The 12,682-nt window shown below is 41.5% G+C and carries 10 protein-coding genes and 2 pseudogenes; all 12 read right to left on the reverse strand.

Features of this window, described 5'->3' with window-relative positions:
- Positions 1-54 precede the first annotated feature (54 nt).
- Positions 55-976: pseudogene (locus ELZ47_RS08940) on the reverse strand (DMT family transporter).
- A 97-nt stretch (positions 977-1,073) separates the two neighbouring features.
- A complete protein-coding gene (locus ELZ47_RS08950) occupies positions 1,074-2,120 on the reverse strand; it encodes a 2,3-butanediol dehydrogenase (protein WP_125330666.1) in 1,047 nt (348 codons plus the stop codon).
- Positions 2,121-2,241: 121 nt separating this feature from the next.
- Entirely contained in the window at positions 2,242-2,598 is a 357-nt protein-coding gene (locus ELZ47_RS08955) for a hypothetical protein (RefSeq protein ID WP_002903949.1), read from the reverse strand.
- On the reverse strand, positions 2,559-2,942 hold the full coding sequence (locus tag ELZ47_RS12005) for a hypothetical protein (RefSeq protein WP_232011356.1): 384 nt from the start codon (positions 2,940-2,942) through the stop codon (positions 2,559-2,561). Before ELZ47_RS12005 ends, ELZ47_RS08955 begins: the two co-directional genes overlap by 40 nt.
- Positions 2,942-4,204: a hypothetical protein gene (locus ELZ47_RS08965; RefSeq protein ID WP_126435847.1), complete on the reverse strand. Its 1,263-nt coding sequence runs from the start codon at positions 4,202-4,204 to the stop codon at positions 2,942-2,944. Before ELZ47_RS08965 ends, ELZ47_RS12005 begins: the two co-directional genes overlap by 1 nt.
- Positions 4,205-5,144: 940 nt before the next feature.
- A pseudogene (locus tag ELZ47_RS08970) lies at positions 5,145-5,546 on the reverse strand (transposase); the annotation flags it as partial.
- Between the two features lie 305 nt (positions 5,547-5,851).
- On the reverse strand, positions 5,852-7,285 hold the full coding sequence (gene gatB, locus ELZ47_RS08980; protein WP_125331190.1) for an Asp-tRNA(Asn)/Glu-tRNA(Gln) amidotransferase subunit GatB: 1,434 nt from the start codon (positions 7,283-7,285) through the stop codon (positions 5,852-5,854).
- Positions 7,285-8,751 carry an Asp-tRNA(Asn)/Glu-tRNA(Gln) amidotransferase subunit GatA gene (gene gatA, locus ELZ47_RS08985; protein ID WP_126435848.1) on the reverse strand — a complete coding sequence of 489 codons (1,467 nt, stop codon included), beginning with the start codon at positions 8,749-8,751 and terminating at the stop codon, positions 7,285-7,287. The genes gatB and gatA overlap by 1 nt, the downstream gene beginning before the upstream one ends.
- Positions 8,751-9,053: an Asp-tRNA(Asn)/Glu-tRNA(Gln) amidotransferase subunit GatC gene (gene gatC, locus ELZ47_RS08990; RefSeq protein WP_002896305.1), complete on the reverse strand. Its 303-nt coding sequence runs from the start codon at positions 9,051-9,053 to the stop codon at positions 8,751-8,753. Before gatC ends, gatA begins: the two co-directional genes overlap by 1 nt.
- Before the next feature lie 203 nt (positions 9,054-9,256).
- Positions 9,257-10,993 carry an aspartate--tRNA ligase gene (gene aspS / locus ELZ47_RS08995; protein WP_126435849.1) on the reverse strand — a complete coding sequence of 579 codons (1,737 nt, stop codon included), beginning with the start codon at positions 10,991-10,993 and terminating at the stop codon, positions 9,257-9,259.
- 311 nt (positions 10,994-11,304) lie between these two features.
- Positions 11,305-11,862 (reverse strand): cysteine hydrolase family protein, encoded by a 558-nt coding sequence (locus ELZ47_RS09000; RefSeq protein ID WP_126435850.1) that lies wholly within the window; start codon positions 11,860-11,862, stop codon positions 11,305-11,307.
- Positions 11,862-12,650, reverse strand: a complete 789-nt coding sequence (gene codY / locus ELZ47_RS09005) for a GTP-sensing pleiotropic transcriptional regulator CodY (RefSeq protein ID WP_126435851.1) — start codon at positions 12,648-12,650, stop codon at positions 11,862-11,864. Before codY ends, ELZ47_RS09000 begins: the two co-directional genes overlap by 1 nt.
- Positions 12,651-12,682 lie beyond the last annotated feature (32 nt).

A 12,682-nucleotide genomic window follows, 5' to 3' on the forward strand; every position in this document is an offset into this window, starting at 1 on the left:
GAAGTCAACTCCTTTTTTATTTATCCTTTTTGTCTACCATATATAATGGTTCAACTAGGAGAGGCTGCAGGACTTTTTCTTCTTTTGCAACCATAAGTCTTTAAGGGAAATGAGCGAAACAACTATTAAAATCATAGCAATCCCTACCAGATCAAGGACATAAAAACGCTCATTCATCAGAAAAAAGGCAAAGAAGACCGCTGAAATAGGCTCAGTGGAAGCTAGAAGACTGGATTTGACAGGTCCTATCAGGGAAGTACCCTTTAAAAAGACCGTGTAGGAAAAGATGGTCCCAACTACCACGATTCCCACCAAGGCTAATAGAATATTAGGACTGAGATCCCACTGGTGCTGAGCTAGACCGCTAATGGGAAGCAAGAAAAGCCCTGCCATGGTCATTCCAATGCCAATCACCAGTATACTGCCCCATTTCTTAATCAAGTCAATAGAGAGCAAGATGTAAAGCCCATGTGTAAAAGCTGAAAAAAGACCAACCAATAAACCTTTAGGAGTAATGGCTAACTGATTCAGCTGACAGTGGGTCGCAAATCAAAAAGGTTCCGACAATCGCTAACAGCATAGAACAAAGCTCCGATATTGTAGGCGCAACCCGATCCTTGATACAGACATAGGCTAAGATGCCTATTGGGCAGAGGTATTGCAAGACCGTCGCTGTCCCTGCATTGGTTTCTCGAATGGCCTCCAAGTAGGCAAATTGGTTGAGAAACAAAGCAAAGAGGGCAAAAATAAAAATAGAAAACAAGGAAGACTTATCTTTTAAAAGCTTCCGAAAATGGTCCCGATTTGCCAAATAGGCCACACCCATCAAGGCAAGGCCTGAAAGCAGCAAGCGGAGATTGGTCAGCGCTAGCGCAGAAAAACCATGCCCTAGCAGATATTGGCCGCTCGTGCCAGACAGCCCCCAAGCAATTCCAGCAGCTATTGTGTAAATGGTCCCTTTCAAAACTTTTGACATCCTAAACCTCTTTCTATATCTTTGCTTATTATAGCACAATCCATAAAGAAAAATCAGCCAGTTTTGACTGATTTTCATCTCATGATTAAGCAAAGATTTATTCTGGCGATACCAAAATCTTGATCTGCGCCTTGTCCTGAGTCAGCTCGATAAAACCTTCTTGCACAATATCCTCCAGCTTAATCTTCTTGGTCACAAGCTTGTCAGCAGAGAAATAGCCCTGCTCCATCAGTTCCAGCACCTTAGGGAAAATATGCCGATAAGCGATAATACCCTTGAGCGTTTTTTCTTGAATGGCAAATTCATTAGGATTGACGCTGGCTTCTCGCTCCCAGATAGAAACAACCATACATTCCCCAGCCTTGTGAACAGCAGCCAAAGCCTGTCCCAGCACAACCGGCACCCCGGTCACTTCATAAGACACATCTGCCCCGCCACCAGTTAAACGCTGAATAGCAGCTACCACGTCTTCGCCTTCTTCTGGATGCACAATGATGGCCCCAAGCTCCTCAGCCTTGGCTTGGCGTTCTGGAGATAACTCGACACCATAAATCTTAGAGGCACCGACTGCTCGCAAAGCCTCAACTATCAAGAGCCCGATTGGCCCCAAACCGAAGACAACCGCTGTATCGCCCGTCTTAAGAGCTGACTGACGGACTGCGTAAACAGCTACAGCAGCAGGTTCTGTCAAAGCTGCCTGCTCATAGCTAAGGCTGTCTGGAACTTTGTGAACAATGTCTCCGTCCAAAACACAGTATTTGGCAAAACCACCGTCTGCCGCCAGACCGACAAAGTTTAGATTAGGGTCCAGATTATAATCACCGACAAGATTATGCTTAGCCAAAATGGGCTCAACTGTCACCCGGTCGCCAACTTTGACCCGTGTCACGGCACTGCCGACCTCAACAATTTCCCCAGCAAACTCATGTCCTAAAGTTACAGGCGCTTTCTGGCCAGAATAGACATGCTCTGTTTCTGTCGGAATAAAAATCGGTCCGTCTAAGTATTCATGCAAGTCAGTTCCACAGATTCCTGTGAACTTGACCGCAATTTTAACCTGATGCGGTTTGACTTCCGGTACATCCACTTCTTCAATACGAACATCTTTAGCGCCATACCAACGCGCAGCATTCATTTTTGCCATAAACATACCTCGCTTTATAATTTGTTAGTTTTATTGTAAACCCTTTCAGAAATCTTGTCAAAAGATTAGCTACATTTTCAAAAAATAACATACAAAAAACCAGCATCTGCTGGTATCAAGGTTATTCTGCAATTCTAGCAGAGTAGAAAGGAAGAAGGAACATTAAAACAATATAAAGAATCAAGAGAATCGCACGAAGCAATCCACCAAATAGAAAAGCAACTACTAAAGTTCCCAAACAAATAGAAAAATTAGTAAAATTTGTTTCAATCAGCAAGGTTTGCCCTGCTTTAACTGTCACTGGCTTAGTTTTCATAGGAGCAAATCCAGCACGAACTTCTGCTTCATTAGCTGCGATTGGAAAAACAGCCTCTTCTCCGTTTTTGATTGCGCCAACTTTCTGACCATTGATAAAGATTGGAAACTTCCCAATAATCCCTACAAAACCTGTCTCGCGTTTGATCTTAATTTCTGACATAAAGACTCCTTTGTTTTTTCTATTATTTTAACACAACTGATGGCTAAAGAAAAGACGAAATAAAAGGCTGTGATATTTAAAAATACTAAGATATTCATCGTCAGCAACATGAGAAGCATATACTCTCCTGTATTATCAGGTTTTAAATAAACACTCCTTGATATTTTACTATCAGCATTTTCATCCATCATAAAAATTTTACTGCTATATAATTTTACATTTGACAAATCTTTCTTATCTTCCGCTAAAAAGTCAAACAGTGGCTGAAACTCTTTCTCCAACTCATACTGTTCTTTTGTGCGATTTTCTGGTATTTTCTCTCCGCAGGCACTCAACGGCTGCACTATTTCTTCAAGTGAATATTATTAAAGATTACTGCCTTTAAATTAATTAAAAGAATATTACCTAAACTAGGTATATCTGTATTATCGAAAACCTCCAGTAATATCGCTAAAATATCCCTCAAAACAAATTTTTCAGTAGACTTGTCAATCTTCTCTTCAGTTTTTAATAAACAAAGATTACGTTGTATATGGTCAATAAAGTCCATCATAAAAAAATTATTAATATCATCTAATGAATCAAAATAACCAATTTCTGTAGGTGAATTATTGATAATATAAGATTCTTTATTCAATATGTACTCTAATCTAAAATCAAATTTTTTAATTTCATCAAAACAATCTGTGTTGTATTTTACAATATCTAACACATCTTGCAATACTGAATACACACTGGAAAGTTCCACTGTATTTGCTTCAATTTCATAAGAAAGCAACTCAAATAAGGAGTTTAAGAGTTCATTAAAATTCCTTGAATCAATAATGCCTTTCATTTTATTTGTGTTCAGAAAAATCTTTTCTCTAATTTCGTATGTGTTATAAAAGAAAATTTCAGATAACGTTGAATCAGTCGGCACACTAATATTATTGTAGTCTCCCCAATCTTTAGAAGATGATATATCACTATAATTTCCAATACCAGGATATAATGCATTCCCCTTCGATTTTAAATATTTATAAATCTTTATGCCTCCATTTAGATACCCAAAAAGAATTTCCTCACCAATTATTGTTGTAGCAGTAATATAAAATGAACGTGGTATCTTCTTAGAAACAACATCTCCCGACTTTAAAGATACTTTACTAATACAATTTTTCGTATTATCGCTAGAATCATAATACTTTACATTCTCTATATATAAAGTATCTTCTCGCATTATCAAGATTATACCTTTAGTAGCATCAACCACAAAACTAGGTCTATAATGATCTTTATATTGCTCTAATTCTTTTTCCTTTTCTTTTACATTTCTTTCACGTTCTTTTTCACGTTCTTTTCTATCATCACGGTATCTATTCCTTTCATTACTGACAAACACAAATACTGTGAAACTAATAGTTAGTGCAGTTGAATAAAACGAAAAGTTCTCAACCACAACATTCAGTGCTAACTTCCAAGGCTCTGAAGGAATTATAAGACCATAATAAGCGAAGTATCTAAACATCTTCACTATAATCGGGAAAAAGAATATAAAAGCAGTAAATAATCTAACTGGCCAAGTGGTGAGCTTAAAATCATCCTGTTTATTCGTCGTATTTCTCAAAATATTATCTCCTTTTTATAATGATTAATTAATAATTAACAATAAAAATATTGTTATTTTAGTAAATGTTTTTATTCACATCATTCCAGATTGAACTACAGCGCTTTGAAAACTATACGGTACTGTCTCATTTATTACTTTAATTTAAATTTTGACGATCCTCAGGAATAAACACATGAATTGTCTCTTCATCTGAATTGCTATCACTTTTTAAACTAATATAAATTCTACGTCCTAAAATCAATGCCCCTTTTCTATATTCTTCAATTTCATAGTAAACTTCTCCTTTAGAATTTTTCTTATCATTTAAGAAATTCTGCACTCTCTGTTCGAATTTTAATTGTCCAACATAATCTTTTGAATTTCGATTGGCCTTTGGGTCTTGAGGTGTTATATTTTTCTTGTTTCCTTTACTAAAAAAATTATTAATTTTCAGTTTTTCTTGATTATTAATTTTTTTTACTGATGGTATCAGATATTCTTTAAAACAATTCGGAACAAAATGTCCTCTATCTTTGCCTTCAACTCTTTTATCATTCTGTAATTCATAATTGTCAAGCGCGTTTTTAAAATAGTCTTGAGATGGGTTATTAGTGAGATGAAATTTCCAAACTATTGGATTTTCTGAAAAAAATGGGATCTTCCTATCTTTATATTTAGAAACTTTGTATACTTTCTTATCAGTTCTATTCAGTAATTCATAATACTTCCCCTCAGGAATATATTTAAATTCTATTCTAGGCTCTTTTTTTTAAAAAATTCTAATATCTCTCTAGTTGTAATATTTTTTTGTTTCATAGATATCAATTTCCATTCTAAACCATTAACTTCTTAATTAATAATTATATCATTAATTAATAATATATTTTTTAAGTAAATCTCTCTATTTTATGATACTGTCAACAATTTTGTGTAAACACTCAAGCAGAGTTACGGATTGTTAATCAAATAAGCTTTCAAGGGTATCAGAACATTGGCCAAACCCTTTATGAGTTCGTTGACTATGCCTGAAATTATAATCTTCAAGCAAAGTAACTAAATAACGTTCCAGAGCCTCCTCGTTAGGGAAAAGAACCTTCTTTTTCGTTTGACGTTTTATTTCTTTGTTGAGAGATTCAATAAGATTTGTCGAATAAATGCCGTGCCAAATCTGGTAGGGAGACTGATAAAAAGTTAAAAGATTATCCGTATTCTCTAGACTCTCCATTACTTTCCTATACTTTGGTTTCCATTCAGCGACAAAGTCCTCTAAAGCTTGTACTACCATTTCTAAATTTTCAGCACGATAAATTGTCTTAAACTGTTCAAGAATGATTGCTCTATCTACTCGTTTCACTTTTGTTTTTCTATCAGTTATGTAAATTGAACTATAATAAATTTTTACATTTGACAAATCCTTCTTTTCTTCCGCTAAAAAGTCAAAAAGTGGCTGAAACTCCTTCTCTAATTCGTACTGTTCTTTTGTGCGATTTTCTGGTATTTTCTCTCCACATGCACTTAATCCTATCATTATCAATATTCCAGCTAGTAGGAGAATAATTATTTTTGAGACTTGTTTCATATCTATAGCTCCTATGTTTTTTTCTATTTTATCATATTTATTCTCCACAAAAGAAAACCAGCCTCACGACTGGTTTTCACTTATTTCTATAATTTCTCCAATTCTTCATTGAGTAGTTTTTGTGCTACTTGTGGGTTGGCTTGGCCCTTGGTGGCCTTCATCAATTGACCGATCAGGGATTTAGCAGCATTCTTGTTGCCGCCTTTATAGTCATTGATAGCTTTTTCATTGTTTGCAAATACTTCTTGGATGATTGGAAGAAGCTGGCTAGGGTCTGAGATTTGAATCAGGCCTGCTTTCTGCACATACTCTTTAGCAGAGCCGCCATTTTTGGCTAGATGGACAAAGACCTTCTTAGCAATCTTAGAGGAAATCGTTCCGTCTGCAATCAGAGCAATCATCTCAGTCAGATTCTCAGGTGTCAGCTCAATCTCAGAGATGGTCTTGCCTTCGGCATTGAGATATTGGGCTACATCTCCTTGGAGCCAGTTAGAGACAGCCTTGGCGTCACCGCCTGCCGCAAGAGCTGCTTCAAAGAAGTCTGACACAGCCTTCGTCGCTGTCAGCTGCTTGGCATCGTAGTCAGACAGACCGTAGTCGCCCACGTACTTGGCTCGGCGTTCTTTTGGAAAGGCTGGCAGACTGCTACGTACTTGCTCAATCCAAGCATCCTCAATCTCAAAGATAGGCAGATCAGGCTCTGGGAAGTAACGGTAGTCCGCTGAACCTTCCTTAACCCGCATAAGCAGAGTTTCGCCAGTCGCTTCGTCATAACGACGGGTTTCCTGACGGATTTGACCACCGCTGCGTAGGATTTCTGCTTGGCGTTTTTCCTCAAATGCTAGACCCTTGCGGACAAAGTTGAAGGAGTTAAGGTTTTTCAGCTCAGTCTTAGTACCAAACTCTTCCTGGCCGTAAGGACGGATAGAAATATTGGCGTCGACCCGCATGGAGCCCTCTTCCATCTTGACATCCGAAATACCCGTGTACTGGATGATTTCCTTGAGGGCAGTCAGATAGGCATAAGCTTCTTCTGGACTGCGCATATCTGCTTCCGATACAATCTCAATCAGAGGCACCCCTTGACGGTTGAGGTCCACATAAGAGTAGCCATCGCTGCCGTGGGTATTCTTTCCAGCATCTTCTTCCAAGTGGGCCCGCTCGATACGGATTTTCTTGGTCGTGCCATCTTCTAGCTCAATCTCAATCCAGCCATTGTAGCCAATCGGCTCATCAAACTGAGAAATTTGATAGGCTTTTGGATTGTCCGGATAGAAGTAATTCTTGCGGTCAAAGTGCATCTTCTGGTGAATATCCATGTTCAAAGCCAGAGCAGCCTTGATACCATAGTCAATAACACCCTTGTTCATAACAGGCAAAACACCTGGGAAGGACCAGTCAATGATATTGGTGTTGGCATTTGGATCTTCACCGAAGTGAGCTGGAGCCGGAGAGAAAATTTTTGAATTGGTCTTCAATTCAACATGGACTTCCAGTCCGATAACTGTTTCAAAGTTCATTATTTTTCACCTCCAAAGATAACTGGCTGCTGTTTGTGGTAGTCAGTCGTTGCTTCAAATGCTGTGGCTGCCTGATAGATGGTCTCTTCATCAAAGTGGTTCCCAATCAGTTGCAAGCCGACAGGAAGACCATCTGCAAAGCCAGCTGGGATTGAAATGCCCGGCAGACCAGCCAGATTGACTGGAATGGTCAAAAGGTCAGCCAGATACATGGCCACTGGATCCTGGTTTTGACTGCCCAAGTCATAAGCAACCGTTGGTGCAGTTGGACCTAAGATCAAATCATATTTTTCAAAAACCTTAGCAAAATCCTGCATAATCAAGGTCCGAACCTGACCAGCTTTCTTGAAGTAGGCATCGTAGTAACCAGATGACAGGCTGAAAGTTCCCAACATGATGCGGCGTTTCACCTCTTCACCAAAGCCTTCGCTGCGAGATTTGACATAGACATCTTCTAGATTTTCAATTCCTTCCGCACGGTAGCCATAGCGAATACCATCAAAACGCTGCAGGTTAGAGCTAGCTTCAGAAGAAGCAATGATATAGTAAACAGCCACGCCGTACTTGCTGTGAGGCAGACTAACTTCCTCAACGATAGCTCCTAGGCTTTCCAAGTGCTTCGCCGCTGCCAGAATCGTTTCCTTGACCTTGCTGTCAATTCCCTCACCCATGTATTCCTTAGGCAGGGCAATCTTCATGCCCTTAATGTCTTGGCCAATCTTGCTGGTAAAGTCTGGCACTGCCTCTTGTGATGATGTAGAGTCCTTAGGATCATTACCAGAAATAACATTCAGAAGCTGAGCATTTTCCTTAACCGTCTGAGAGAAAGGCCCAATCTGGTCCAAAGAAGAACCAAAAGCAATGAGACCAAAACGAGAAACCCGTCCGTAGGTTGGCTTGAGGCCGACTACACCGTTAAAGGAAGCGGGCTGACGAATGGAGCCACCCGTATCTGACCCCAGTGACAGACGAACCTGACCAGAGGCAACAGCTGTCGCTGAACCACCAGATGAGCCACCAGGAACCTTGCTGCTGTCCCAAGCATTCTTGGTTGTCTTAAAGTAAGAGTTTTCGCTGGAGCCCCCCATGGCAAACTCGTCCATGTTGGTCTTCCCGACGATAATCATGTCCTTACCGTAAAGCTTCTCCACGCTGGTCGCATCGAAAATTGGCTTGTAATTGTAGAGTATCTTGGAGGCTGCCGTCGTCAAGATTCCCTTGGTTGAGATATTGTCCTTAACCGCCAGCGGAATTCCGCTCATAAGATTGTCAGCATCAATGCCCTTAGCATCCAGAGCCGCAGCCTGGGCCAAAGCTTCCTCTTCGCTGACAGTAATAAAGCTGTCCACAGCTGCTTCACGTTCTTTGATGTCTGCCAAAGTTGCCTGAGTTAACTCTACCGCAGAAATTTCTTTTTTGACCAGCAAGTCGTGCAGTTCTTCAATGGTCTTGTGATTAAAAGTCATTAGGCATCTCCTCCGTCATCTAGGATGGCAGGCACTTTGATGTAGCCCCGCTCTTTTTCAGGTACATTTTGGAAAAGCTCTTCCCGGTTCCAGCCTGGCTGAGCCACATCTTCTCGCATATAGTTAATATTTGCAGCTACATTAGAAGTGAAAGGCACACCCTCCGTATCCACTTCATTGAGCAATTCGACCATGTCAACAATCTTGGTTAGGGTCGTCGCAAACTCAGCAGTTTCTTCTGGTGAAAAAGCCAGTTTTGACAGCTTAGCTACGTGGCTTACTTCTTCTTGAGTAATCTTCATCTCTGATTCCTTTCATAAGATAGGTGAGCTTTAGCGACTGAAAATAACAATTTCTAGATGACATCTTTATTTCCAAGCTTCAGCTCACCTTTACTTTGACAAGCTAGGGACGCTGATTTATTTGCCATCCACTAGCTCTTTTCTTCAGCTTCTTCCTGCTATTCTTCAGGAATTCGCATCATTTCATTTTACCATATTTCAGGCTAATTCTTCAATTCCAAATGCAGTTCTTTGAGCTGTCTTTGGTCCACTAAACTTGGACTCTCCAGCATAGGATCAAAGCCAGTACCATTTTTCGGAAAAGCGATGACTTGGCGGATATTTTCTTCCCCAGCCAAAATCATAACCAAGCGATCTAAGCCCAGAGCCAAGCCGCCGTGCGGTGGGAAGCCGTACTCTAAGGCCTCTAGGAAGAAACCAAAGTCCCGCTCATAGTCTTCTCGGCTCATGCCCAACAGCTCAAACATCGCTTCCTGAGCCTTCCGATTATGAATCCGCAGACTCCCTCCGCCAATCTCATAGCCGTTTAAGACGATATCGTAAGCGTGGCTGCGGAATTGGTCTGGCTCCTGTCCATCTTCAAAGATTCCCTGTGTGAAAGGATGGTGCATAGCTTGATAGCGGCTTTGGTCTTCATTCCACTCCAGCAGCGGCCAATCCACAACCCAAAGGAAATGAAGCAAACTCGGGTCAATCAAATCCAAAGCTTTTGCGACTTCTATGCGCAAATGTCCCAAAGCTTCCTGAGCCCGACGCTTCTTGGCCATGACTAGCAGGATGAGGTCTCCATCCTTGGCTTCAAAACGTACCTGCAAATCCTGACTTTCATCTTCAAAGGTGCTAGCCAAATCACCAACAAACTGGCCATTTTCAACCTTTAGACTGGCGAAACGACTGCAGCCAAATTCCTTCATTTCCTGATAGTAGTGACTCAGCTGTTTCTTGCTAAAAGCACTAGCCGCATCTGGCACACAGATTCCCATCACTTCCTCTTGGTTGTCCAAGGCTTTCTTGATGAGAAGCGAATCATTGGACTGACACAAATCTGTCAAACTCTTTAGCTCTAAACCAAATCGCGTATCTGGTTTATCAGAGCCGAAGCGGCTTATAGCCTCTTCATAGCTGATAGTCGGAAAAGCTTCCGTCAGCTCTAAACCATGAGTTTTCTTGACAACAGCCTTGAGCATAGCTTCAACCAGATCTCGGATTTCTTCCTCGCTGGCAAAACTCAGCTCTAAGTCCACCTGGGTAAACTCTGGCTGACGATCGCCTCGCAAGTCTTCGTCACGGAAACAACGAACAATCTGATAATAGCGCTCGATGCCAGCTCCCATCAGTAACTGCTTGAGCATCTGCGGGCTCTGCGGCAAGGCGTAGAACTGATTTTTAAAGACCCGACTAGGCACCAGAAAATCTCTAGCCCCTTCGGGTGTTGACTTGGTCAGATAAGGCGTCTCCACTTCCAAAAAGTCCAAACCATTCAAATATTCCCGAATGGTTGAGGCGACCTGGTGATGCAGTTTGAGGTTATGGGTCATCTTCTCACGGCGCAAGTCCAGGTAGCGGTATTTCTGACGCAGGTCTTCCCCTGTATGGGCATGCTGGTCCAGCTCAAAAGGCAGGGCCTTGCTGCTAGCAATGACCTCAATCTTTTCAGCCCTCAACTCAACTTGACCGGACTTAATAGCCTTGTTGATAAAGCGCTCTTCACGCTGAACCACTTGCCCTGTCACTGCAATGACATCCTCTTTGCCAATGTCTTCCAGTTTAGCAAAATCTTCAATCTCACCGCCGACGAAGACCTGAAGCAAGCCTTCGCGATCCCGCAATTCAATAAAGGCTAGTTTGCCGTGATTGCGGATATTGGCCACCCAGCCAGTTGCGGTCATGGTCTGTCCGACCTGCTCTAAACCATAGTTTCCGATAAAAATTTCTTTCATGTTCTTTCCCTCTCAAATCAATTAGTAGCTCCGCCCTGTTGTCCAGGATATTAGCAACATTTCCCCAGTGTCTTCACCTGACCTACTGCAAAATAAAAAGCTTTCGTCTCTAAAACAGACGAAAGCCGTGGTACCACTGTTATTCGCTGCCCTAAAAGGCAGCCTCTGAACTCGTAACGTGAGCGACGTTTGTGCTTGATCACACAAAAGATTATGAAACATGTTCTTCGGTTTTTGCTTTCTTGATGCTGCTCTCAGCTATCAGCACTCTCTGTGCAAGTCAGCAAGCCTACTCTGCTTCTCTTTTACTCTTAAATTGTATCTATTATAGTCGAACCCAGGACATTTTGCAAGTGATTTAAGGCAAATTTGTGATTTTCCTCTGACAGAGAAGCCACTGCCGACTCTACCACCTGAATCTGATAACCAAGATTATAGGCATCAATCGCTGTATGCAAGACACAAATATCCGTCAAGACTCCAGTCAAAATGACCGTATCTACCTTTCTTTCCCGCAGGCGGATATCTAAATCCGTGCCGGAAAAAGCAGAATAATGACGCTTATCCATCCAAAATACCCGCGAGTCTGCTTGATGATTCTCATAAAAATCAGCCAAAGGGCCATAAAGATTGCGACCGCTAGTCCCTTTGATATTATGAGGCGGGAACAGCTTGCTTTCAGGGTGAAAGGCATCATTCTCATCATGGGCATCAATAGCAAAGAAGATATAATCTCCTCGGTCAAAAGCTGCCTCCGTCACTTGAGCAATGGTTTCAGAAATCGCCTGAGCTGGCGCTCCAGCTGTCAACTTGCCCTCATCTGCGACAAAATCAACTGTGTAATCAATGGAAATCAGTGCTTTTGGCATTAGTAGTCCCTCTTTTTAATTTCATCAAAGACATCCGGAATCAGGACTTTTAGATAAGTTCCTTTCATCCCCAGCGAACGGCTTTCAATAATCCCAGCACTTTCCAGCTTACGCAAGGCATTGACAATCACTGAGCGGGTAATCCCAATACGATCAGCAATGACAGACGCTGTCAGCTGGCCTTCATTGCCATTGAGCTCACCCAGAATAGCTGAAACAGCTCTCAGTTCTGAGTAAGACAGAGTATTGACTGCCATTGTAACAGCTGTCCGGCGGCGGATATTTTTCTCATCCTCTTCCCGCTGGAAGTTAAGCAGCTGGATACCTACCACTGTGCTGGCAATCTCAATCAAAATCAGATCATCGTCCGCAAATTCCTTGTCATTGCGCCAGATAATCAATGAACCCAGACGAATCCCTGAAACATGGATAGGGGCAATGGTTGTCAGCCCGTCTGGAAACTCATCCTTGGTCTCCACTGGGAAAATCGTCAAATCATGTGAAACTGGCAGATTAGCCTCTGTTTCATAGACCAGATTGGCTTCGTGAACGTATTCCTCTGGGAAATTCTTATCCTGGAAAAAAGCTTCCACACGGTCATTATTGGTCTTATAGCGCATGAAATAGCCTAAAAGACGGCCCTTGCTATTGATAATGCAGGCATTGCAGTGGATAATATCAGCCAACTGACGCGTAATAGCATTGTAGGGTAGCTCTTCCTGCATCTGCTCCTCTGAGCGCTTCAAAATTGACGTAATTTTTCGTGTTTTTTCTAGTAAATTGGCCATGTTTTTACCTCATATTTATTAGCTTCATTGTA

The organism is Streptococcus sanguinis, from assembly GCF_900635155.1.
Classification (GTDB): domain Bacteria; phylum Bacillota; class Bacilli; order Lactobacillales; family Streptococcaceae; genus Streptococcus; species Streptococcus sanguinis_G.

Excerpts from the sequence above, each read along its gene's own strand:
- ELZ47_RS08950 (WP_125330666.1), bottom strand. The coding sequence starts at position 2,120 with ATGGCAAAAATGAATGCTGCGCGTTGGTATGGCGCTAAAGATGTTCGT.
- ELZ47_RS08955 (WP_002903949.1), bottom strand. The coding sequence starts at position 2,598 with ATGTCAGAAATTAAGATCAAACGCGAGACAGGTTTTGTAGGGATTATT.
- gatB (WP_125331190.1), bottom strand. The coding sequence starts at position 7,285 with ATGAACTTTGAAACAGTTATCGGACTGGAAGTCCATGTTGAATTGAAG.
- gatA (WP_126435848.1), bottom strand. The coding sequence starts at position 8,751 with ATGACTTTTAATCACAAGACCATTGAAGAACTGCACGACTTGCTGGTC.
- gatC (WP_002896305.1), bottom strand. The coding sequence starts at position 9,053 with ATGAAGATTACTCAAGAAGAAGTAAGCCACGTAGCTAAGCTGTCAAAA.
- aspS (WP_126435849.1), bottom strand. The coding sequence starts at position 10,993 with ATGAAAGAAATTTTTATCGGAAACTATGGTTTAGAGCAGGTCGGACAG.
- ELZ47_RS09000 (WP_126435850.1), bottom strand. The coding sequence starts at position 11,862 with ATGCCAAAAGCACTGATTTCCATTGATTACACAGTTGATTTTGTCGCA.
- codY (WP_126435851.1), bottom strand. The coding sequence starts at position 12,650 with ATGGCCAATTTACTAGAAAAAACACGAAAAATTACGTCAATTTTGAAG.